Below are 21,973 nucleotides of genomic sequence, written 5' to 3' on the forward strand. Positions count from 1 at the left end.
TGGAGGCAGTACGTCGAATGACCCATGCACCCGCGAACCCCTCCGCAGCACAATCGAAGGGCACTCCGGTGACGGCGCCTGCCGTCGCCGTGGACGAAGGAGGAGTCGACGATGACCATGCCGCGATGGACGATCAGCATCGATGCCGGGGGCACCTTCACCGATGCGATCGCACGCAGCAGCAACGGCGATATTCGCGAGGCGAAGGTGGCCTCGACCCCGCAGGATCCCTCTTTGGGACTGCGCAATGCCGTGGCCGCCCTCGAAGACCAGGGCGTCAAGCTGTCCGACGCGCACCTCGTCTGCCACGGCACCACCGTCGCCACCAACGCGACGCTCACCGGCTCCCTGGCCCGTGCCGCACTCGTCACCACCGCGGGGTTCCGCGACGTGCTCGGCTACCGCCAGCAGAACCGCCCCGATGTGTACAGCCTTACGCCGCGCCGCCCGGCCGAACTCGTACCTCGCGACCTTCGCCTCGAGGTCGAAGAGCGCCTCGACTCCGGTGGTCGTGTACTGACCCCGGTTGACCATGCCCGGCTCGACGAGGTCATCGAGCGATTGCGGGCCGCGGAGCCCGAAGCGATCGCGGTGTCGTTCCTCTTCAGTTACCTCAACGACGCCCATGAGCGCGAGGTCGGTGAGCGACTGCGCGAGGCCTTCCCGGGTATCCCCGTCACGCTCTCCTCGGAGGTCGCGCGCGAGTTCCGCGAGTATCCGCGCGCCGCGACGACTGCGATCAACGCCGCGCTGCGTCCCATCGTCGAGGCCTACCTGAGTCGTGCGGGTGCGGCGCTCGCCGCCAGCGGAATCGGGTCCCAGCTGCTCGTGATGCAGTCGAACGGCGGTTGCGTGCCGGCCGAGCGCGCCGGAGCCGACGCCCACCGGCTAGTGCTGTCCGGCCCCGCGGGCGGGGTCGCCGGGCTGCGAGCGCTCGCCGAGTCGCTCGAGGAGCCGAACCTCATCAGCCTCGACATGGGGGGCACCTCGACCGATGTCTGCCTGTTGCGCGACGCGACGATCCCGTTCACGACCGTGCAGGAGGTGCAGGATCACACGCTCCTCGCCCCGACCGTCGACATTCACACCATCGGCGCGGGCGGAGGTAGCATCGCCTGGATCGATCAGGCAGGCAGCCTCAAGGTCGGGCCCGCTTCGGCGAAGGCCGTGCCGGGTCCCGCCTGCTACGGCCGGGGTGGTGTCGAGCCGACCATCAGCGACGCGCACGTCGTTCTCGGCACGCTGGGCTCAGGTGAACTCGCGGGTGGCCTGGTGATCGACCGGGATCTCGCGGTGGCCGCGGTGAACCGCATCGCCGAACCGCTCGGAATGACCGCGGAGGAAGGCGCGGAGGCGATCCTCGCCATCGGGCTCGCGCACATGGTGCGCGCCGTGCGCAAGGTCAGCGTCGAGCGAGGCCTCGACGCACGGGAGTTCTCGCTCGTGCCGTTCGGCGGGGCAGGCCCGCTGCACGTCGGCCTGATCCTCAAGCACCTGGCGCTGAAGAACGCAATCATCCCGGTGCGACCTGGCCTTTTCGCCGCGGATGGCCTGCTGGTGGCGGGCCTCAAGCTCGACCACTCGCAGACACTGCTCTTCGAAGCCGACCCCGAGCGCATCCCCGAGATTGCGCGGTGGTTCTCGGAAGCGGCGGCGGAGGCGGCCGAACAGCTCGCGCAGGACGGCATTGCCGCCGACATGGTCGAGTTCACGGCGACGGTCGACTGCCGCTACCGCGGTCAGGGCTTCGAGCTCAACATCCCTCTGCCCGGCTGGTCCGCAGATGAACTCGCGCGGATCCCAGAGTTCTTCCACGCGGCGCACCACGAGCGCTACGGCCACAGTAATGCGGCCGAGCCCGTCGAGATCGTCACCGTGCGGCTGACCTCGACCGGTACGATCGAGCGCGGCGTCGAGCACGTCGAACCTGTTGCGCCTCGCGAGCTCGCGAGTGAGGCGGTTCTCGCCGAACGCGAAGTGCTGCTGCCGGGCTTCGGCCGCACGAACACGCCGCTGCTCGACCGTGCGCGGCTTCCCGCCGGAACCGAGTTCACCGGTCCCGCCATCATCCAGCAGATGGACGCGACGTCGGTGATCCTGCCCGGACAGCGGGTGCGGGTCGCCAGCACGCTCGATCTCATTGTCACCGAACCCATCCGAGATGAGGCATCACGATGAGCAGTTCAGCCAACTCCAGCAAACCGGTCGGCCCCGCCGTCGCGCCGGTGGACACCGTTACCTTCGAGGTCGCGTCGGCGGCCCTGCAGTCGGCCGCGGAAGAGATGGGCAGCGTGCTCAAACGTTCGAGCTACAGCCCTATCATCCGCGACATGGACGACTTCTCGTGCGCGCTCTTCACCGCAGAGGGCGACCTCGTCGCGCAGGCCGACTACATCCCGGCGCAGCTCGGCGCGATGTCGCTCGTCGTGAAGTCGATCCTGCATCGGTGGGAGGGGCGGATCTCGGACGGCGACGCCTACATCTGCAACCACCCCTATCAGGGCGCGATGCATCTGCCCGATGTGAATATCGTCACGCCGATCTTCGTCGCGGGCGAGCTCATGGCATGGGCGGGCACCGCTGCGCACCATATCGACGTCGGCGGAGTAAACCCCGGCAGCGAAGGCCCCGAACTCGGTGAACTCTACGGCGAGGGCGTCGTGATACCCCCGATCCGGCTCTCGGTTGCGGGCGTCGAGAACGACGATCTGGTGGCGCTCCTCACCGAGAACTTCCGCGACCCGCTGTCGACCCTCTCGGATCTGCGCGCGCAGCGGGCGTCGTGCCATCTCGGCGCCGAACGCGTGCACGAACTGGCCGCGCTGTACGGCACGCCGCAGCTCATCGAGGTGATGCGGCGCATGCTCTCGAGCGTCGAGACCACGATCGGCCGGTTGCTCGAGGGGATGCCTGACGGTTCGGGCGAGGCCGAGGGGGCCCTCGACGACGATGGCCGCGGCGGTGATCCGACCCGGATCCACGCGCATATCGAGAAGCACGGCGCCCGCCTCTCGATCGATCTATCGGGCTGCGACCCGCAGACCGCGGGGGCGATGAACATCCCATGGGCGAGTGCGCGCGCCGCTCTCGTCTACGCCGTGCGCAGCGTCATAGCGCCCGGCGTGAGCGCGAACGACGGCCTGCTGCGCGTGCTCGACATCACCGCGCCCGAGGGCACGGTGGTGAATCCGCTGCCGCCCGCCGCCGTGTCGATCCGCCATAACTCCTGCCAGCGCCTCGCCGATACCCTGATCCGCGCGATGCACCGCATCTGGCCCGACCTCGCGGTGGCGTCGAGTCAGGTGAGCTTCTTCAGCTTCAACATCGGCTCGACTCATCCGCGCACCGGCATCCCCTCCGTGATGGCCGACGTGGTCGGCGGCGGCACCGGCGCGACCCGCGACGGCGACGGCCTCGACGGCGTCGACACCTACATGGCGAACGTCGGCGTCATGCCCACCGAGGTGGTCGAGACCAACTACAACGTGCGCATCCGACGCACCGAGTTCCGTCCGGGTTCGCAGGGCCGCGGCAAGTACAACGGCGGCCTCGGCCTCGTGCGAGAGTACGAGATCCTCGAGCACCCGCAGCACGCCACTTTCTACGCCGAGCAGACCGATTCGCGATTTGCACCCTCGGGCGCTGCCGGAGGCGGCGACGCGCTTCCCACGACGATCACAGTGATCGGGCCCGATGGCGAGGTCATCGACCGTCCCAGGAAGACTTCCCGCGTACTGCAGCCCGGCACGGTCGTGCGGGTCGAGAGCGGCGGCGGGGGTGGCTACGGCGATCCCGGGGAGCGGCCTGAGGAACTGCGCGAGTGGGACACGCGCGAAGGCAGGATCCACTAGACCCTGTCGATCACCCGTCAGCGGCGAAGCCGCACGACTTCGCAGAACAAGAACCATGAACTCCCCGCGAAGAGACCAGAGGAAGGAACAAGACATGGCACAGTGGCCGAACGGTCACCGGTACGCGGCGACCGTGAGCTTCGATTTCGATGCGGAGGAGGTGTGGATCGGCGAGAACGCGGCCAACGCGTCCGCTCCCGGCGTGCTCTCGCAGGGCGCCTACGGACCGAAGGTTGGCCTTCCGCTGATCCTGCGCCTGCTCGACAAGCACGACGTGAGCGGCAGCTTCTACGTCTGCGGCAAGGATGCCCTGCGCCACCCCGATGCGGTGCGCTCGATCATCGACGCAGGGCACGAGGTCGCCCATCACGGCCACTCCCACTCCTCGCCGACGGGTCTGAGCGAGCAAGAGGAGCGCGACGAGCTGCAGCGCGGTCTTGAGGTACTGCAGGACCTCGGCGCCGACGTCGTCGGCTACCGCTCGCCCTCGTGGGAGTTCAGCGCTCATACCCTCGACCTGCTCGTCGAGGCAGGCTTCGAGTACAGCTCGAACCTGCTCGACGATATCGTGCCCTACCGCCACCCCGCGCACGACATCGTGGAGGTGCCGGTGTCGTGGATCCTCGATGACGCACCGCACTTCTGGTTCGCAAACGATACCTGGGAGAAAACGATCCGCTCGCCGCGCGAGGTGCTCGACGTGTGGCTGCCCGAGATCGACGGCATCGCACGCCACGGCGGTCATGCGATGGTGACGACTCACCCGATGATCTCGGGTCGCCCCTCGCGGCTCGCGAATCTTGACACCGTGATCGGGCACCTGAAGGATTCGGGCGCGTGGATCGCGACGACCCGCGAGATCGCTGCGCACGCGCGCGAGAGCGGACCCCTGCGTCTTGACCTGGGAGGCGAGCGATGAACGAGCAGCCCGCGATAGGAGCGTACCCGCGCATCCGCGTCAGTGGAGACGCCGCTGAGCGCTCGCACCAGTACGGCGAGCAGGCCGCGGCCCGCATCGCCCTCATCCGCGACGGATACGAGCGCGCGTTCGCCGCGAAGGGGATCGACTGGGTCGGAGCGACCCGTATCGCCCGCCGCTACCTGCCCGCAATCGAGCAGTACGCCCCGCACCTGCTCGAGGAGCTCCGCGGCATCGCCGAGGGCAGCGGTCTGACGTTCGACGAGATCCTCGTCATCAACTCGCGCTCCGAGATCCTGAGCAGCGCGACACGTGCGAAGGGGGCGGAGCTCGCCCGGTTCGTCGGGGAGTGCACCTCGTTCGCGATCGAGGCCGACCGGGCGCCGACGGGCGAAGCCGTGGTGGGGCAGAATTGGGATTGGCTCGAGTCGCTCCAGGACGGTGTGATCCTGCTCGAGGTCGAGCGCACCGACGGCCCGAACTACGTCACCCTCGTCGAGGCCGGCCTGCTCGGCAAGATGGTGCTCACTCAGAACGGCGTCGCTCTGGGTATGAACACGCTCGTGACGTCGCGCGACGCCGTGACCGACGGCATCCCCTACCACCTCCAGATCCGCGCCCTCGCCGACGCGCAGCACGTGCCGCACGCGCTCGAGATCCTCGGCGGCATGCCGCGCGCTACCTCCGGCAACTTCGTGCTTTCGGATACCTCGGGGGCGGTGCTCGACATCGAGTCGTCGCCGGGCGGGCCGCGCAACCTGACCCCGATCGGTGCGGCCGAAGGGACGTTGTCGCACGCAAACCACTTCGTCGAGCCCGTTGCGGACGGTCACGACCTCGCGCCGATCTCGATGCCCGACAGCTACGTGCGCCTCGGCCGCCTGCGCCGACACCTCGGTGTGGTGGGCGGAGTCTTCTCCGAGGCCGAACTGCAGGCGGCGCTGCGGGATCACGTCGGATACCCGAATTCCGTGTGCTGCCACCCCGATATGGGATCCGGGCCGAACGAGCGCTGGAAGAGCCTCGCCGCAGTGCTGCTGTCGCCGAAGAGCCGCGTACTGCGCTACACGGCGGGCCCGTCCTGCGAGAACGAGTGGAACGCTATCGACTACGCGGAGCTGCTGGGCTGAAGGCTCGGCGGCTGCGCCCGGGCTCTCGCCGTTCCCGTCAGTCCCGTCGCTCTCGCTGCTGCCGCCGCTGCCGCCGTTCCCGCCGCTGCCGCTTGAATCGGGGTCACTTTCGTGCGTGTCATCCGCGGCGACACGCACGAAAGTGACCCCGATTCGCCGACACGGCCAAAAGTGACCCCGCTCCGGGCGCGCCTCAGTATCCGAGGCGCGCCCGCAGGTCGTTGAGGCGCTGAGACGAGCGCAGGGCCTTGTCGGGCCCGACGGCTGAGACAGCCTGCACGAGCACATCGCCGACGAGGATCCCTGAGAGTCCCTCGGCGGTGAGGCCGGTCGGGGTGTGCGGGGCGACGAGCGCCGAGGTGACGCGCGGGGCGAGCTGGTCGAGCAGTTCGTCGGTGACGAGCAGCACGCTCGCGCCGACGAGCTGCGCGTGATCGAGCAGCGCTTCGATGTCGCTCGTCACGCGACCCGGCGCGAAGATGACGAGGAGGTCGCGCGCCCCGAGGCTCATCACCTCGTCGGCGAGTTTGAAGCCGTCGGTGGTGAGGCGGCGCGTCGGCACGCCGATCCTGCGCAGCCGCAGCGCGAGATGCTCGGCGGCGATGCCCGAAGCGCCGAGGCCGTAGCAGTAGACCGTGTCGGCGTGAACGATCAGGTTGACGGCGGTCGAGTAGCGCGCGTCATCGTTGGCGCGTCTGCCGAGCTCGATGAGCTCCGAAGCCTCGGCCCAGATCTCCCGCTGGATCTGCTGCAGATCCTGCCCCACGTGCTCGAGGCGCTGCCGCAGCCTGACATCGGGAGCGACGCTCGAGCTGAACGGGGCGGCGACTTCCTGCTTGAGCTCCGAGAGACCCGAGTAGCCGAGGGTCTGCAGCGTGCGCACCACGGATGCGTTCGAGGTGCGGCTCTGCGCTCCGAGCTCCGCCGCGCTGGCGTAGAGCAGACGCTCCGCCGACATGTCTGTCAACACCCGGCAGACCGCCCGCTCCGACTTCGACAGATTCTCCCAGTGCTCGGAGATGCGGGCACGCAGGGCGGCGAGGGCGCCATTTTCTGTATCGCTTGTTACAAACGGTTCCATTGATGTATCATCTCGTACTAAGGGGCGGGGATCCGTAACGGATGTTCCACTCATCATTCTCCGCCGGCCGGAGAATCGCAAGCCGGATCACGGCACCGTCGTGACAAGGCGGCGCAGGCAACCAGGACAGGGAGGTCTCCATGGGGGATGCAGGAAGCATCCGCGTGCTCGAGGTCAGCGGACCACCGCGCGAGCGCGGTCGCCAGTACGGCGAAGGAGCCGGCGACCTCATCGCGCTCGCCATCGACTACTACTCCGAGGCGCTCACCGCTCAGACCGGTCTGAGTTGGCGCGAGATCACCGACTCGGTCGCGCAGTGGTTGCCGATCTCGGAGCAGCTCGCGCCCCACCTCGTCAAGGAGATGCGCGGTATCGCCGAGGGATCGGGCGCTTCGTTCGCCGAGATCCTCACCCTCAATGTGCGCGGCGAGTTCGTCTACAACCACCAGGCGGCGAGCCCCGCCACCGTCCCGCCGCCCGCCGAGGAGCAGGAGGAGGAGCGCGACGCGGTCGACGGCTGCACCTCGTTCTTCCTCACCGGCGCGGCGAGCGGCACCGGGCACACGCTCGTGGGGCAGAACTGGGATTGGCGCACGCTCACCGCCGACACGACCCTGGTGCTGCGCGTGGTGCAGGATCCGCTGCCCACGGTCATCATGCAGCTCGAGGCCGGGCAGGTCGGCCGGCACGGGGCGAACTCCGCGGGCATCGCCCTCAACGCCAACGGCCTGGGTGGCAGCTTCGGCAACGAGATCGGTCTGCCTCAAACGCTGATCCGCAGACTCGTGCTCGACCACGGCGACCTGGCCTCGGCCCTGAAGACCCTCGTCAAGACCCGACCGCACATCGCGAGCAACGCGCTGCTCGCGCATCGCAGCGGGTTCGGCATCGACCTCGAGACGACCCCGCAGGGCGTCGACTGGATCTATCCCGACGAACAGGGGATGATCGCTCACACGAATCACTTCCAGGCCTCCGTTCCGCCCCAGCTCGCCGGCCGCTACCGGCCGGTGTCGGCCGACTCGCTCCTGCGACTGCCGCGAGTACGCGCGGGGCTCGCCCGCGTGGCCGAGGCGCGCGACGAGGCCCAGAGCTTCCGACTGGTGCGGGCCGCGATGTCAGACCACCTCGGGCACCCCGAGGGCGTCTGCACCCATCCCAATCCCGGCTCGCCGCGCCTGAAGCGGTGGTCGACGCTGCTGTCGAGCTGCGTCGACCTCACGAGCGGCGAGTACCGCATCGCACCCGGCTTCCCCTGCGAGACCGAGTACGAGGTGCTGCCCTGGAATCTGTACGACGGGCCCGGGTCGCCCGAATGAGATGAACGAACAACGACGTTTGAACACCCACGCTGACAAGGAGGCGTTTTCAATGAAGAAGCAATCCCGCGGTGCTCGCATCGCACTGGGCGCGGCGGCCGTCGCCGCGCTCGCGCTCACCGGCTGTTCGAACGCGGGAGAGGGCGGATCGGGCGGAGACGCCGTCGAGCTCGATGCACCCTTCGCCGCGCAGACCCCCGCAGCGGCCGGTCCCGTCGAATCGGTGACCTGGATGCTCGGTTCGGAGCCCACGACGATGGACGCCGACATCGATGCGACCACCGCCGATGACACCGTGCTGGCCAACACCTGCGATCGCCTGATGCAGGTGCAACCCGACCTCACGCTGGGCCAGGGCATCGCCTCGGACGCCGAGTGGATCGACGATACCCACGTGGTCTTCACCATCAGGCAGGACGCCGTCTTCCACGACGGCAGCCCGGTCACCACGGCCGATGTGCTCTGGAGCATGCAGCGTCACGCGGCCGAGGGCGCCGCGGAGTCCGATGAGTACCAGAACGTCGTCTCCATCGAGCAGACGGGCGACGATCAGATCACCGTCACCACCACCCAGCCCGACGCGATCTTCCTGCAGGCGATGGCGGGCGATGGAGGCATCGTCTGGAACCCGCGGGTGATCGAGGCCGAGGGCGACGGCTTCGGCGGGCCGGGATCCGCCTCGGCCTGCAGCGGTCCGTACCAGATCGAGTCGTGGGAGCCCGGATCGCAGCTCACGATCGCCAAGTTCGAGGACTATTGGAACCCCGATGTCGACGCGCTCGCCGAGCGAGTGGTGTTCCGCTGGGCCGAGGAGTCGGCGATCGCGAACAGCCTGACCGCGGGCGAGGCCCAGGGCGCGTACCTCGAGAACGCGGGTGCGGCGGTGGCCTTCAGCGGCAGCGCCGACGTCTCGGTGTTCCAGGGCCCCTCGACGAACGCCTGGGTGCTCGAGGCGACCGACCGCGGGGCGCTCACCGACGTGCGTCTGCGCAAGGCGCTGTCGCTCGCGCTCGATCGCGAGGGCATCGCCGGAGCCGCGTTCAGCGGCCTCGCCGAGCCGTGGAAGGCCCCGGTCGGATCCGGCGCCTGGGGGTACGAGGTCGATGCCTTCGAGCAGGCCTTCGACGAGCTCGAGGGCGCGCCGGCCAAGCCGTCCGAGGACGATCTCGCCGAGGCGAAGGCGCTCGTCGAGGAGGCGGGGAAGCCGGGCGAGAACCTCGTCGTCGCCTCCAACGGTTCCTCCACGCACAATGTGATCGCGAACGCCCTCGTAGCCGCCGCCAAATCGATCGGTCTCGAAGCCGAGATCCTCGTGGTGCCGCAGGCGCAGTACGGCGACTTCTACTCCGACGCCGAACTGCGCGGCAAGGCCGACCTGTGGCCCGACGAGTACTACATCTCGAAGAACGACCCGCTCGGCTTCTACAAGAACGGCAAGTCCGATGCGAGCGTCAACTTCGGCATCCTGGCAGACCCCGAGTACGACGCCCTCGTCGAGCAGGGGTACGCCGCTACGGACGACGCCGAGCGCGCCGAGATCACGATCGAACTGCAGCGCCGCTGGGTCGAGAACGCCGTCTGGATCCCCGTGGTCGCAACACCCTCGACGCTCGTGATGTCGAACGAGGTCACCGGGGTGCCCTCCTCCGCCGCCTACATCTACTACCCGTGGGCGGCCGATCTGGGCAGCGCGAAGGGCTGATCCTCCATGTCCAACGCGATCCGCAGGCTCGGCGGCATGCTGCTCACGCTCGTCGTCGCATCCTTCATCATCTTCGCGGCGATGTTCGCCGCGCCGGGCGACCCGGTCACCTTCCTCATCGGGAACCCGGAGAACATCACCCCGGAGCGGGTCGCGAGCGTCCGAGCCCAGTACCACCTGGACGAGCCCATGCTCGCCCAGTACTGGCACTGGGCCTCGGGCGCCCTCACGGGCGACTTCGGGCAGTCGTTCCAGTACCACCAGCCGGTGAGCGCGATCCTCGCGGCGCGGATCCCGGTCACCCTGTCGCTCGTGGGCTACGCGGCGGTGCTGCTGGCCGTGTTCGGGATCGGCCTGGGCGTGCTCGCAGCGGTGCGTCGCGGCCACCCGACCGACACGGCGATCGTGGGCGGCACCACGCTCGCCGCGAGCGTTCCCTCCTTCGTGCTGGGCATCGCCCTGGTGGCGTTGTTCGCCGTGCAACTGCGGTGGTTCCCCGTCGCCGGGGCCGGCAGCGGCGGGCTGGAGCGCCTCCATGCGCTCACGCTCCCGGCGCTGACCCTCGCGATCACTGCGCTCGCCATCGTCAGCCGGGTGACCCGGCAGTCGATGATCGAGCAGTTCTCATCCGAGCACGTGGAGGCGGCTCGGGCGACCGGTCTCGCCGAGCGCTTCATCGTGCGGGATCACGTGCTGCGCGGTTCATGGGGACCCATCATCACGATGGTCGCCCTCGTGATCGCGAGCATGATCGCCGGCACGGTGGCCGTCGAGACGGTGTTCGGCATCTCGGGTGTCGGCTCGCTGCTCGTCGACGCCATCAACACGCACGACTTCCCGGTGGTGCAGGCCGTGCTGCTCTTCATGGTCGTCGCATACATGATCGTCACGACGGCGGTGGATCTATTGCTGCCGGTGCTCGATCCCCGTATCAATCGAAGGGCGGTGTCGGCATGACCGCGCTGATCCCGCCGCGCCTGCGCACCAAGCGCCGCAGCGGCCCGGCACTCGGGTACTGGATCTCGTTGGGATTCCTGGCGCTCGTGGTGATCGCCGCCGTGTTCGGGCGGCTCATCGCGCCGCACGCGGCCGACGAGGTCGACTTCGCCGCGGTCTGGGGCGGGCCGAGCGGTGCGCACCCGCTGGGCACCGACCAGCTGGGCCGCGACCTCCTGTCGCGCCTGCTCATCGGGGCGGGGGAGACGCTGATCGGCCCCGTGCTGCTGCTTCTGCTGGCGACCGTGCTGGGCGTCGCCATCGGCGTGGTCGCGGCATGGCGCGGCGGCTGGGTCGACACGCTGCTGGCGCGCATCACCGACGTGATGTTCGCGTTCCCCGGTCTGCTCTTCGTGGTGCTGGTGATCGCGGTGTTCGGAAAGGGCCCGGTCACGGCCGTCGTCGCCCTCGCTCTCGCCTACGCCCCCGTCATCGCCAAGTACACGCGCAGCCTCGCCCTGAGCGAGATGTCGCGGCCCTACATCGACGCGTACCGGGTGCAGGGCATGAGCGGTGCCGCGATCTGTCTCAGGGGTGTGGTGCCGAACCTGCTGCCGCCGCTCGTCGGATACCTCGTGGTGCTCTTCGGGGAGGCGCTCATGAGTTTGGCGACGCTGAGCTTCCTCGGGTTCGGCGCGCAACCGCCGAGCTCGGAGTGGGGCCTCATGGTGCAGGAGGGTCAGGCGGGCATCGTGCAGGGGCACTTCCTGCCGACACTGGTGCCCGGAGCCGCGATCGCGCTCGTGGTGATTGCCGTGAACATCGTCGGGGTGCGCGTCGCCGACCGGCTGCTTGCGAAGGGATGAGCCATGCTCCTGGACATCGATGATCTGCATCTGAGCTTCGTCGGAGGCGACGAACCGGCCCATATCCTGCGGGGGATCGATCTCGCCGTCGCCCCCGGCGAGCTCATCGGGCTCGTGGGCGAGTCGGGATCGGGCAAATCGACCTCCGTGCGTGCCGCTCTGCGCCTCTACGGCGACGAGGCCGAGATCCGCGGCAGCATCCGCGTCGACGGCACGGAGATGGTGGGAGCCGATCCCGCCGTCTGCCGCCGGGTGCGCGCGAACTCCGTGGCGCTCGTGCAGCAGGATCCGCGCGCCGCGCTGAATCCGGTGCGCCGCATCGGCGACTCGCTCGCCGAGCGGCTCGTGCGGGTGCACGGCATCCGGCGCAGCGCCGCCGATGAGAGGATCCTCGCGCTGCTCACCGAGGTGGGGCTCACCCAGCCCGAGCGCCGCATGCGGCAGTATCCCCATGAGATGTCGGGCGGCATGCTGCAGCGCGTGGTCATCGCGGCCGCGCTCAGCACCGACCCGAAGCTGATCCTCGCCGATGAGGCGACGAGCGCGCTCGACGTCACCACGCAGGCCGAGATCATCGCCATCTTCCAGCGTCAGATCCGCGAGCGAGGGCTCGGCATGCTCTTCATCACCCACGACCTGCACCTCGCAGGAGCGATCTGCGACCGCATCCATGTGCTGCGCCAGGGCGAGATCGTGGAGACCCTGGAGCGTCCGGATCTCTTCGCCGGTGCGGAGCATCCCTACACGCGCTCGCTCATCGAGTCGGCGCCGGCACTCGAACGGAGGACGCGATCATGAGTCTCGTCGAAGTCACCGGACTGCATCGGGTATTCCGCATGGGCAGAGGCGCCGAGGATGTCACTGCGGTGAACCGTGTCGACTTCTCCATCGAGCCGGGCGAATCGCTGGGGCTCGTGGGGGAGTCGGGATCGGGCAAATCGACGATCGCCCGCATCCTCGTCGGCCTCGAGCGCGCCGATGCGGGTGAGGCTCGGATCGACGGCGTCGACTGCCTGCGGCCCCCTCGGGGTCGCAGCGCTCGACTGGCGAGGGCGCGGGCCGCGCAGATGGTGTTCCAGGATCCCAATAGCACGCTCGACCGCCGCCTCACCGTGGGGGAGACGCTGCAGTGCGCCCAGCTGCTGCACGGTCTCGCGGCGAACCGGGCCGAGGCGCGCGCGGGCGCCCTGCGGCTGCTCGACCGGGTGCGGCTCACGGAGCGCCATGCCGATGCGAAACCTCACGAGCTCTCGGGCGGGCAGCGGCAGCGCGTAGCGATCGCGCGGGCGCTCGCCGTCGAACCCAAACTCGTCGTACTCGACGAGGCGGTGTCGGCACTCGACGTGTCGGTGCAGGCGCAGGTGCTCGACCTGCTCACCGAGATCCAGCGCGAGTCCGGCGTCGGATACCTCTTCGTCAGCCACGATCTCGCCGTGATCCAAGAGCTGTGCCGGCGCACGCTCGTGCTGTTCCGCGGGGCCGTCGTCGAGCAAGGCGAGACGTCGCAGGTGCTCGAGGCGCCCGCTCATCCCTACACGCGGCTGCTGGTCGCCTCGACGCCGGGCCCCGGGTGGGATCCCGAGCGGGTGGTGCAGGCGCGCCTGAGCTTCACGCAGCGGATGTCGGTCGTTCCGGAGGGGTGACACTACTGGCCCCGAACCTGTCAGATGGGGCCGAGCGCGCGGTAGCGTGGCGCCATGAGAACATTCACGATGCAGGGAACCGAGCTGACAGTGTCCGAGGTCATACTCGGACTCATGCGGATCCAGCACAAGACCGATGACGAGGTGCGCGCGCTCGTGAGCGCCGCGCGCGACGCGGGCATCAACTTCCTCGATCACGCCGACATCTACGGCGACGGCGTGCACGGCTGCGAGCGCCGCTTCGCCGAGGCGCTCCGGCTGGCGCCCTCGGAGCGCGAGCGTTGGATCATTCAGTCGAAGACCGGGATCGTGAAGCAGGGTCCCTACTTCGACTTCTCGTACGAGCACATCATCGAGTCGGTGGACGGTTCGCTCGCCGCCCTCGGCACCGACTACCTCGACATCCTGCTGCTGCACCGTCCCGACGCCCTCGTCGAGCCGGAGGAGGTCGCGCGAGCGTTCGACGAGCTCGAAGCGTCCGGCAAGGTGCGCGCGTTCGGCGTCTCGAACCACACGCCCCGCCAGATCGATCTGCTGCGGCGGTACGTGCGCCAGCCGCTCGTCGCGAACCAGCTGCAGCTCTCGATCACCCACGCGCCGATGATCGCGCAGGGCCTCGCGGCGAACATGCAGGGGCTCGAGCAGTCCGTGACGCGCGACGACGGCATACTCGACTACTGCCGCCTGCACGACATCACGGTGCAGGCCTGGTCGCCGTTCCAGGCGGGCTTCTTCGACGGACCCTTCCTCGGTTCCGAGCGCTTCCCTGATCTGAACGCCGTGATCGACCGCCTCGCCGTGCAGTACGACGTGCCTCCGGAGGCGATCGCGGTCGCGTGGATCACGCGCCACCCCGCGCGTATGCAGGTCGTTCTCGGCACGACTTCGGTCGAGCGGGTCACCGCCGCGGCTCAGGGATCCGAGGTGCGGCTGACCCGCGCGGAGTGGTACGAGCTCGTCCGCGCGGCGGGCTACCTCGTGCCGTAGACGGGGCGATCGGGGTCGATTTCTGCCGTGTCGCGCCGCGCGACACGGCAGAAATCGACCCCGATTCGCGGCGGGCGCCGCGCAGCGCGACCGCACCAGCGTCGCGCTCAGCCGCCGAGCGCGGCCGCGATCCGCTCCGGCGACAGGGCCGCGTCGATCGCGAGCTGCGCGGCGCCGTAGATCGCGGCGTTGCCGGCGGCGCGGGAGGGCGCGATCGTGAGGTGCTCGGTGGAGAGCGGGATCGAGCGCGCGTAGACGACCTCGCGCACGCCCGCCACGAGATGCTCGGCGGCCTGCGCCATCGTGCCGCCGATCACGATGGTCGACGGGTTCATGAGGCTGACGCAGGCGGTCAGCACCTCTCCGATGTCGCGCCCGGCCTGGCGGATCGCTTGTATCGCGGCCACGTCGCCGCTCTTCGCGAGCGCGACGACGTCGCTCGGGCGCTGCAGCCGCGCTCTCGGGGTGCTCAACGCGTGGGCGAGGGCGCGGCCCGAGGCGACGGCCTCGAGGCAGCCGCGGTTGCCGCACGGGCAGGGGGCGTCGGCGGCGCGCGCGAGCGCGACGTGGCCGATATCGCCGGCGGCCCCGTTCGCGCCGCGGCGCAGGGATCCGCCGGAGATCACGCCGGCCCCGATGCCGCTCGCGACCTTCACGAAGATGAGGTCGGTGATGCCCGGCCACGAGGTGCTGAGCTCACCCAGCGCCATGATGTTGACGTCGTTGTCGACGAGCACGGGTGCGTCGATCTCGGCGCGGATCGCGGAGGGGATGTCGAAGCGGTCCCATCCCGGCATGATGGGCGGGTTGATAGGCCGCCCGGTCGAGAACTCGACAGGACCGGGCACCCCGATCCCGACGCCGGCGATCTGGCCAGGGGCGTAGCCGAGGCCGGGCAGCAGCTCGCGCGCGGAGCGCAGGATCCAATCGATCGCCGTCTCGGGGCCCTCGGCGATGTCCCTCGGGGACGACACCTCGGCGAGCAGCGCGCCGTCGAGGTCCGTCACGGCGACGCGCGCGTGGAGCGCGCCGAGGTCGGCGGCGAGCACCACCCGGGCCCGCGGGTTGAACGCGATCTGCGACGAGGGGCGGCCGCCGGTGGAGGCCGCGTCCTCCACCGGCGCGATGAGCCCGAGGTCGAGCAGCTGGTCGATGCGCTGGGTGATGGTGGGCCGCGAGAGGCCGGTGATCTGGGCGAGCTTCGCGCGGGTGCGCGGCGTGCCGTCCCGCAGCAGCTGCAGCAGCCCACCGGCCGTCGAGATGACGGGGCTGTGCAGGGGGGACGGAAGGCTCACCCTTTCAGTTAATCACAGCGTAAAGCCGGTAACGGTTTGATTACTTATGAAAAGCACTTGACAAAAGTGAGTGATCACGCATCACAATAAGAGCATGTCAACGCAGACGGGCCGCGCACCGCACCCTCCGAGCATCGGGATGCTCGGGGCCGGCTTCATGGCGCGCACGCACACCATCGCGGCGGGAACCGCGGGAGCCCGACTCGAGGCCATCGCCTCGTCGACCCCCGAGCGCGCGGCGCGAGCCGCCGACGAGCTCGGGTACGCGCGGGGCCTGTCCGCCGACGAGCTGTTCGCCGAGGGGCTGCCGGTGGTGCACGTCTGCACCCCCAATCACAGCCACGTCGGCTACGCCCGCGCGGCGCTGCGATCCGGATCCCACGTCATCTGCGAGAAGCCGCTCGCGACGAACGCCGCCGAGGCCCGCGAGCTCGCCGCCGAGGCGAACGCCGCCGGGCTGGTCGGGGCGGTGCCGTTCGTCTACCGGTATCACCCGATGGTGCGCGAGGCCCGCGCCCGCATCGCGGGCGGCGAGGCCGGCGAGGCGGGCGCCGTGCTGACCGTCTCGGGGCAGTACTTGCAGGACTGGCTGCTCGACGCCGGCGACGACAACTGGCGGGTCGCGACCGACGCGGGCGGTCCCTCGCGGGCGTTCGCCGACATCGGATCCCACCTCGTCGACCTCGTCGAGTTCGTGAGCGGCGACCGGATCGTGCGCCTCGCCGCGACGACCCGCACCGTGCACGCCGAGCGCGGCGGGCAGACCGTCGACACCGAGGACTCAGCGGCGCTCATCGTCGAGCTCGCGGGCGGCGGCATCGGATCGATGCTCGTCTCCCAGGTCGCCCCCGGCCGCAAGAACGGCCTGGTGCTCGAGATCGCGGGCACGCGCGAGAGCGTGCGTTTCGAGCAGGAGGATCCCGAGCGCCTGTGGGTGGGCCGGCGAGGGCACTCCCTGCTGCTGCGCCGCGATCCCGAGACGCTCTCGCCCGCCGCGGCCCGTCTCTCGAAGCTGCCGTCGGGGCACCCCCAGGGCTACCAGGACGCGTTCAACGCCTTCGTGGCCGACGCCTACGCGCTGGCCGCGGGGGAGCGGCGCGAGGACGTGCCCACCTTCGCTGACGGCGCGCGCGCCGCGGCGATCACGGACGCCGTGCTCGCCTCCGCGCGCGACGGGCGCTGGGTGGAGGTGAGCGAGGCGTGAGCGAGTCAGGATCCACCGGCCCCGTGCTCTCCGCCGTCGACGTGCGCAAGCAGTTCTTCGGCGTCGAGGTGCTGCACGGCGTCTCCCTCGACCTCGTGCCGGGCACCGTGCACGGTCTGGTCGGCGAGAACGGTGCGGGCAAGTCGACGCTCATGAAGATCATCGCGGGCGTGCACCGGCGCGACGGCGGCGACGTGCGGCTCGACGGCGCCTCCGTCGACTTCGGCCACCCGGTCGAGGCCGCGGCGGCGGGCGTCGCCACGGTGTTCCAGGAGTTCAACCTGCTCGCCGACCGCACGGTCGCGCAGAACGTGTTCCTCGGGCGCGAGCCCCGGCGATTCGGCATCGTCGACACCGCTGCGATGCGCCGGGCGACGCGGGATCTGCTCGCCGACCTCGGCATCGCGGGCATCTCGCCCGACGCGACCGTGGGTGGGCTCACCGTCGCCGAGCAGCAGATCGTGGAGATCGTGAAGGCGCTCTCGGTCGACGCGCGGGTGATCTCGATGGACGAGCCGACGGCCGCGCTCGCCGATCACGAGGTGTCGATCCTCTACCGCGTGATCCGCCGCCTGCGGGACCGCGGGGTCGCGATCCTGTACGTCTCGCACCGGCTGAAGGAGATCTTCGACCTGTGCGACACCATCACGGTGATGAAGGACGGCGCGCTCGTCTCCAGCGGCCCCGCCGCAGAGCTGGATCAGCCCACGCTCGTGCGGCGCATGGTCGGCCGCCCGATCAGCGCCTACTTTCCCGACCCCGAGCCCGGCACCGAACTCGGAGAGCCGCTCGTCACCGTACGGGGCGGCGGCAACTCGCAGCTCGACGGCATCGACCTCGAGCTGCGCGCCGGCGAGGTGGTCGGGGTGTCCGGGCTGCAGGGATCCGGCCGCACCGAGCTCGTCGAGGCGGTCTTCGGGGCCGCGCCGTTCTCGCGCGGCGAGCTGCGGCTCGACGGGAGGACGACGGTGATCCGCGATCCCCGCCAGGCCGTGCGCCGGGGGATCGCGCTCGTCACCGAGGACCGCAAGCGCACGGGCCTCGCCCTGCACCAGTCGATCCTCGATAACGCGCTTCTCGCGATCCGCAGCGTCTTCCCGGGGCGCACTCGGGCGAAGCGCGCTGAGATCCCCGGCATCTTCACCGCTCTCGAGCTGGTGAGCCAGGGGCTCTCCCAGGAGGTGCAGGCCCTCTCGGGCGGCAACCAGCAGAAGGTGGTGCTCGCGAAGTGGCTCGCCACCGCGCCGCGTGTGGTGCTGCTCGACGAGCCCACGCGCGGCATCGACGTGGGCGCCAAGATCGCGGTCTACCGGCTCATCCGCGATCTCGCGAAACGGGGCGTGGCGATCCTGTTCGTGTCGAGCGAGCTGCCGGAGGTGATCGGCATGGCCGATCGGATCCTCGTCATGCGGGACGGGCGGATCGCCGGCGAGCTGCCCTCCGGATCCTCGGAGGAGACCGTGCTGGCGCTCGCGACCGGGGCCGCCGAGGAGGCTGCGGACGCTGCGGGCGAGGCGGCCGGTGGCGGTGGCGCCGCGAGCCACGGGGCCACCGCGACCGGGGGCAGCGCCGGGGAAGGGGGAGCACGGTGATCGCCGCGCTGAAGTCGCGCCTGGGGGCGCTCGACACGACCGTGATCGTCTACATCGCGCTGCTCGCGGTGCTCGCGGTGAGCGCCGTGCTGGTCGCGACCGCCGGCCGCAACCTGTTCAGCCCGGGCAGCATCCGCGACATCCTCACTGGCATGAGCGTGCTCGGCTTCGTCGCCATCGGGCAGACGCTCGTGATCCTCGGCGGATCCCTCGACCTCTCCGTGCCCTACGTGGTGAGCCTCACGAGCCTCATCGCCGCGCAGACGATGGCCGGTCGGCCCGGCATGATCGTGCCGGGGGTGCTGCTGGCGCTCGGCGTCGCGGCCCTGATCGGTCTCGCGAACGGTCTCATCGTCACCTTCCTGCGGGTGCACGGCTTCGTGACGACGCTCGGGATCGGCCTCATCCTCAAGGGATACCTCGACACCAACTACAAGGGGACCGCGGGATCGGCGCCGTGGGAGTTCCAGCTCTTCGGCGCGACCGGTGTCGGGCCGGTGCCGGTCTCGACGATCGTGATGCTCGCGCTCGCCGGGCTCGTCGCCTTCCTGCTCGCCCGCAGCAGCTTCGGGCACCATCTCTTCGCGGTCGGCGGCAACTCCGAGGTCGCGCGCCTCTCGGGCGTGCGCACACGCAGGCCGCTCATCTGGGCGCACGTGACCTGCTCGGTGTTCGCGGGAATCGCGGGCCTGCTGCTCGCAAGCCGGCTCGGGGTCGGCAGCCCGACCGTGGGTGTGCAGGGCGGCTACGACCTGCTCTCCATCGCCGCGGTAGTGCTGGGCGGCACCCTGCTCGCCGGCGGACGCGGCTCGATCTGGGGCACGATCGGCGGCGTCGCGATCTTCGCCGTGATCGACAACCTCATGAGCGTGCTGCAGGTCACCCCCTTCCTCAAGGACGTGGTGCGCGGCGCCGTCATCGTGATCGCCGTGGCCGTGTACTCGCGGCGCCGGCTGGTGGCCCGCCGGGAGCGCTTCACCCGCACGGGCGCGGAGGCCGCCCCGCCGGACAGCGCTCTATCCGAAACCGCGCCTCCGGCGGCCGTCGAACGCCTGGACGCCACGACCGAGGGAGGTGCGCGATGAACGCCGCGCAGTCCGCAACGGCCTCGGGGGCCGGTGCCACCTCGAGCCTCGCCCGCTTCGCGCGCACGCTCGTGAGCCCCCGCGGCGCCGTCTACCTGCTGCTGGTCCTGCTGCTCGTCGCGGTCGCCGTGCTCAACCCGTCGTTCGCGGAGCCCGGGCAGTTCGTGCGCTACATCCAGCGCGTCGCGCCCATCGCGATCGTCGCCATCGGGCAGTACTTCGTGATCGTGAGCGGGGAGTTCGACCTCTCGCAGGGGTCGCTCGTCACCGCCCAGGTCGTGCTCGCGGGCACCCTCATCGGGCAGGACGACGACAAGGCGCTGCCGATCCTGCTGCTGCTCGTCGTGCTCGGCACGGCGGTCGGCATCGTCAACGGCCTGGTGGCCACACTGCTCCGGGTGCCGTCGTTCATCGTCACCCTCGGAATGATGCTCGCCCTCTACGGCGGCGTCATGTGGTGGACGGGCGGGGCCGCGACCGGCAACCCGGCCGACTCGTTCCGCCAGATCGGACGCGGCGGGATCGAGGGGCTCCCCGTGATCGGCCTGCTGCCCTGGGCCGTGGTGATCCTCGCCGCCGTGCTGGCGTTCGCGGCGTGGCTGTCGCGCCGTCCCTTCGGACGCACGCTCGTCGCCGTCGGCGACAACCCCGCAGCCGGGGTCTTCGCGGGTGCGTCGGTGTGGCGCACGAAGACCGCAGCGTTCGTGCTGTCCTCGCTGTCGGCCACAGTGGCGGGTGTGCTGCTCGTCGGTTACGCGGGCGTTCATCCGTCCGTCGGCCGGGGATACGAGTTCATCGCCATCACCGCGGTAGTGCTCGGCGGTGTCGTGCTGGGCGGGGGTCGCGGCTCGGTCTGGGGTGCGCTCGCCGGCGCCTTCGCACTCGAGACGCTCTTCACGCTGCTGAACTTCACCTCGGTGCCGTCGACCATGCGCGACGCCATCCAGGGCGCCATCATCATCGCCGCCGTCGCCTACTCGGGAGCGGCCCTCAGAGGCCGCCGCCGGAGCGCCGCCGCAGATCCAACCCGGGACACCGGGCCCGAACCGACGGGGAGCACCCCGTCACCCGATCCCGCCGGCACCGTCGCCGCGCGAGGCGAACACACGAAGGAGAATCGATCATGAAACGATCGCTGAGCATCACGGCGAGCCTCGTCGGCGCGGCGTCGCTGATCCTGCTGGCGGGATGCACCACCGACCCATCGGTGGAGGCCCCGGAGGAGACGACCGGCGAGACGAGCGAAGAGGCGTCGACCGAGTGGTTCGACCAGGAGCTCTTCGACAAGCAGGACGCGGAGCGCTCCGTCGTTCCCGAGGGCCCCGCCGAGCAGCCCTACCTGCAGACCATCAACGCCGAGATGCGCGACACGACGGAGTACGCCTCCGAGGGCGCGAAGAAGCTGTGCTTCGCGAACGCGTCGATCTCGAACCCCTGGCGCCAGACCGGCTGGATCACGATGAACGAGCAGCTCAAGGAGCTGCAGGCCTCGGGTGTGGTGTCCGAGATGGAGACCCGTGACGCGAAGGACAGTGACGACACCCAGATCGCCGACATCGACTACTTCATCGCCGAGGGCGACTGCGACGGCTTCATCATCTCCCCGAACTCCACGGCGGCGATGACCCCGGCCGTCGAGCGGGCCTGCGAGACGGGCAAGCCCGTCGTGGTCTTCGACCGCGGCGTGCAGACCGACTGCGCGGTGACCTTCATCCACCCGATCGGCGGCTTCGCCTGGGGCATCGACACCGCCGAGTTCCTCATCGACAACCTCGACGAGGGCGACAAGGTCGTCGCGCTGCGCATCCTGCCCGGCGTCGACGTGCTCGAGCAGCGCTGGGCGGCGGCCGAGAAGCTGTTCGACGAGGCCGGCATCGAGGCCGTCGACTACTTCACGGGCGCGGATCCCGCCGAGATCAAGAAGATCATCTCGGACGAGCTCGCGAAGGGCGACGTGCAGGGCATCTGGATGGACGCCGGAGACGGCGCCGTCGCGGCCATCGAGGCCTTCGAGGACGCGGGCAAGGACTACCCGGTGATGACCGGCGAGGACGAGCTCAGCTTCCTGCGCAAGTGGAAGGAGACTGGCCTCACCGGGCTCGCCCCCGTCTACTCCAACTTCCAGTGGCGCACGCCGCTGCTCGCGATGGAGAAGATCTTCGCGGGCGAGGAGGTGCCGCAGGAGTGGGTGCTGCCGCAGAGCCCGATCACCGCTGAGGAGCTCGACGACTACCTCGAGCGCAACGAGGGCATGCCCGACGGCCACTACGCGAAGTTCGGCGGCGAGGATCTGCCGGGCTACCCGCAGGTCTGGCAGGATCGGGTTATCCCGTAGGCCGTGGACGGGTGCCCGTTTCCCGAGC

Annotated in this window: 18 protein-coding genes; 16 read left to right on the top strand and 2 right to left on the bottom strand. The window is 69.9% G+C overall.

Annotated elements, in window-relative coordinates:
• The first annotated feature begins 111 nt into the window (after positions 1-111).
• The 4 genes from KVY00_RS10675 to KVY00_RS10690 all read left to right on the top strand — a co-directional run bounded on the left by KVY00_RS10675 (position 112) and on the right by KVY00_RS10690 (position 5,900).
• The gene (locus KVY00_RS10675) at positions 112-2,178 is read left to right on the top strand and encodes a hydantoinase/oxoprolinase family protein (RefSeq protein ID WP_223042940.1); all 2,067 of its coding nucleotides are present in this window, start codon (positions 112-114) and stop codon (positions 2,176-2,178) included.
• A complete protein-coding gene (locus KVY00_RS10680; protein WP_223042941.1) occupies positions 2,175-3,851 on the top strand; it encodes a hydantoinase B/oxoprolinase family protein in 1,677 nt (558 codons plus the stop codon). The genes KVY00_RS10675 and KVY00_RS10680 overlap by 4 nt, the downstream gene beginning before the upstream one ends.
• Positions 3,852-3,945: 94 nt before the next feature.
• Positions 3,946-4,770, top strand: a complete 825-nt coding sequence (locus tag KVY00_RS10685) for a polysaccharide deacetylase family protein (protein WP_223042942.1) — start codon at positions 3,946-3,948, stop codon at positions 4,768-4,770.
• Positions 4,767-5,900 (top strand): C45 family autoproteolytic acyltransferase/hydolase, encoded by a 1,134-nt coding sequence (locus KVY00_RS10690; RefSeq protein ID WP_223042943.1) that lies wholly within the window; start codon positions 4,767-4,769, stop codon positions 5,898-5,900. The genes KVY00_RS10685 and KVY00_RS10690 overlap by 4 nt, the downstream gene beginning before the upstream one ends.
• Before the next feature lie 193 nt (positions 5,901-6,093).
• Here the strand turns inward: KVY00_RS10690 and KVY00_RS10695 are convergent, their stop codons facing one another.
• Positions 6,094-6,981: a MurR/RpiR family transcriptional regulator gene (locus tag KVY00_RS10695; RefSeq protein WP_223042944.1), complete on the bottom strand. Its 888-nt coding sequence runs from the start codon at positions 6,979-6,981 to the stop codon at positions 6,094-6,096.
• 140 nt (positions 6,982-7,121) lie between these two features.
• Here KVY00_RS10695 and KVY00_RS10700 point away from each other — a divergent pair, with 140 nt between their 5' ends.
• From KVY00_RS10700 to KVY00_RS10730, 7 genes are read left to right on the top strand one after another with little or no spacing between them, the layout of a single operon-like run.
• Positions 7,122-8,300, top strand: a complete 1,179-nt coding sequence (locus tag KVY00_RS10700) for a C45 family autoproteolytic acyltransferase/hydolase (RefSeq protein ID WP_223042945.1) — start codon at positions 7,122-7,124, stop codon at positions 8,298-8,300.
• A gap of 52 nt (positions 8,301-8,352) precedes the next feature.
• Entirely contained in the window at positions 8,353-10,002 is a 1,650-nt protein-coding gene (locus tag KVY00_RS10705) for an ABC transporter substrate-binding protein (protein WP_223042946.1), read from the top strand.
• Positions 10,003-10,008: 6 nt separating this feature from the next.
• Positions 10,009-10,959 (top strand): ABC transporter permease, encoded by a 951-nt coding sequence (locus KVY00_RS10710; protein ID WP_223042947.1) that lies wholly within the window; start codon positions 10,009-10,011, stop codon positions 10,957-10,959.
• On the top strand, positions 10,956-11,804 hold the full coding sequence (locus KVY00_RS10715) for an ABC transporter permease (RefSeq protein WP_223042948.1): 849 nt from the start codon (positions 10,956-10,958) through the stop codon (positions 11,802-11,804). The genes KVY00_RS10710 and KVY00_RS10715 overlap by 4 nt, the downstream gene beginning before the upstream one ends.
• A 3-nt stretch (positions 11,805-11,807) precedes the next feature.
• Positions 11,808-12,602, top strand: a complete 795-nt coding sequence (locus tag KVY00_RS10720; protein ID WP_223042949.1) for an ABC transporter ATP-binding protein — start codon at positions 11,808-11,810, stop codon at positions 12,600-12,602.
• Entirely contained in the window at positions 12,599-13,447 is an 849-nt protein-coding gene (locus KVY00_RS10725) for an ABC transporter ATP-binding protein (protein ID WP_223042950.1), read from the top strand. The genes KVY00_RS10720 and KVY00_RS10725 overlap by 4 nt, the downstream gene beginning before the upstream one ends.
• A gap of 54 nt (positions 13,448-13,501) precedes the next feature.
• A complete protein-coding gene (locus KVY00_RS10730; protein ID WP_223042951.1) occupies positions 13,502-14,434 on the top strand; it encodes an aldo/keto reductase in 933 nt (310 codons plus the stop codon).
• Positions 14,435-14,541: 107 nt separating this feature from the next.
• Here the strand turns inward: KVY00_RS10730 and KVY00_RS10735 are convergent, their stop codons facing one another.
• Positions 14,542-15,729, bottom strand: coding sequence for an ROK family transcriptional regulator (locus KVY00_RS10735; RefSeq protein WP_223042952.1), 1,188 nt, complete (start codon positions 15,727-15,729; stop codon positions 14,542-14,544).
• A 94-nt stretch (positions 15,730-15,823) separates the two neighbouring features.
• Between KVY00_RS10735 and KVY00_RS10740 the strand changes: the two genes are divergently transcribed.
• From KVY00_RS10740 to KVY00_RS10760, 5 genes are read left to right on the top strand one after another with little or no spacing between them, the layout of a single operon-like run.
• Positions 15,824-16,933 (top strand): Gfo/Idh/MocA family protein, encoded by a 1,110-nt coding sequence (locus tag KVY00_RS10740; RefSeq protein ID WP_255572602.1) that lies wholly within the window; start codon positions 15,824-15,826, stop codon positions 16,931-16,933.
• The gene (locus KVY00_RS10745) at positions 16,930-18,525 is read left to right on the top strand and encodes a sugar ABC transporter ATP-binding protein (RefSeq protein ID WP_223042953.1); all 1,596 of its coding nucleotides are present in this window, start codon (positions 16,930-16,932) and stop codon (positions 18,523-18,525) included. The genes KVY00_RS10740 and KVY00_RS10745 overlap by 4 nt, the downstream gene beginning before the upstream one ends.
• Positions 18,525-19,610, top strand: a complete 1,086-nt coding sequence (locus KVY00_RS10750; RefSeq protein ID WP_255572861.1) for an ABC transporter permease — start codon at positions 18,525-18,527, stop codon at positions 19,608-19,610. Before KVY00_RS10745 ends, KVY00_RS10750 begins: the two co-directional genes overlap by 1 nt.
• A complete protein-coding gene (locus KVY00_RS10755) occupies positions 19,607-20,737 on the top strand; it encodes an ABC transporter permease (RefSeq protein WP_223042954.1) in 1,131 nt (376 codons plus the stop codon). The genes KVY00_RS10750 and KVY00_RS10755 overlap by 4 nt, the downstream gene beginning before the upstream one ends.
• Positions 20,734-21,945: a substrate-binding domain-containing protein gene (locus KVY00_RS10760; RefSeq protein WP_223042955.1), complete on the top strand. Its 1,212-nt coding sequence runs from the start codon at positions 20,734-20,736 to the stop codon at positions 21,943-21,945. The genes KVY00_RS10755 and KVY00_RS10760 overlap by 4 nt, the downstream gene beginning before the upstream one ends.
• The last annotated feature ends 28 nt before the right edge of the window (positions 21,946-21,973 follow it).

The sequence above is a fragment of the Leucobacter tenebrionis genome (assembly GCF_019884725.1).
Classification (GTDB): domain Bacteria; phylum Actinomycetota; class Actinomycetes; order Actinomycetales; family Microbacteriaceae; genus Leucobacter; species Leucobacter tenebrionis.

What these genes read in the sequence shown, in the direction of transcription:
- KVY00_RS10675 (WP_223042940.1), top strand. Translation starts at nt 112, where the DNA reads ATGACCATGCCGCGATGGACGATCAGCATCGATGCCGGGGGCACCTTC.
- KVY00_RS10680 (WP_223042941.1), top strand. Translation starts at nt 2,175, where the DNA reads ATGAGCAGTTCAGCCAACTCCAGCAAACCGGTCGGCCCCGCCGTCGCG.
- KVY00_RS10685 (WP_223042942.1), top strand. Translation starts at nt 3,946, where the DNA reads ATGGCACAGTGGCCGAACGGTCACCGGTACGCGGCGACCGTGAGCTTC.
- KVY00_RS10690 (WP_223042943.1), top strand. Translation starts at nt 4,767, where the DNA reads ATGAACGAGCAGCCCGCGATAGGAGCGTACCCGCGCATCCGCGTCAGT.
- KVY00_RS10695 (WP_223042944.1), bottom strand. Translation starts at nt 6,981, where the DNA reads ATGGAACCGTTTGTAACAAGCGATACAGAAAATGGCGCCCTCGCCGCC.
- KVY00_RS10700 (WP_223042945.1), top strand. Translation starts at nt 7,122, where the DNA reads ATGGGGGATGCAGGAAGCATCCGCGTGCTCGAGGTCAGCGGACCACCG.
- KVY00_RS10705 (WP_223042946.1), top strand. Translation starts at nt 8,353, where the DNA reads ATGAAGAAGCAATCCCGCGGTGCTCGCATCGCACTGGGCGCGGCGGCC.
- KVY00_RS10710 (WP_223042947.1), top strand. Translation starts at nt 10,009, where the DNA reads ATGTCCAACGCGATCCGCAGGCTCGGCGGCATGCTGCTCACGCTCGTC.
- KVY00_RS10715 (WP_223042948.1), top strand. Translation starts at nt 10,956, where the DNA reads ATGACCGCGCTGATCCCGCCGCGCCTGCGCACCAAGCGCCGCAGCGGC.
- KVY00_RS10720 (WP_223042949.1), top strand. Translation starts at nt 11,808, where the DNA reads ATGCTCCTGGACATCGATGATCTGCATCTGAGCTTCGTCGGAGGCGAC.
- KVY00_RS10725 (WP_223042950.1), top strand. Translation starts at nt 12,599, where the DNA reads ATGAGTCTCGTCGAAGTCACCGGACTGCATCGGGTATTCCGCATGGGC.
- KVY00_RS10730 (WP_223042951.1), top strand. Translation starts at nt 13,502, where the DNA reads ATGAGAACATTCACGATGCAGGGAACCGAGCTGACAGTGTCCGAGGTC.
- KVY00_RS10740 (WP_255572602.1), top strand. Translation starts at nt 15,824, where the DNA reads ATGTCAACGCAGACGGGCCGCGCACCGCACCCTCCGAGCATCGGGATG.
- KVY00_RS10755 (WP_223042954.1), top strand. Translation starts at nt 19,607, where the DNA reads ATGAACGCCGCGCAGTCCGCAACGGCCTCGGGGGCCGGTGCCACCTCG.
- KVY00_RS10760 (WP_223042955.1), top strand. Translation starts at nt 20,734, where the DNA reads ATGAAACGATCGCTGAGCATCACGGCGAGCCTCGTCGGCGCGGCGTCG.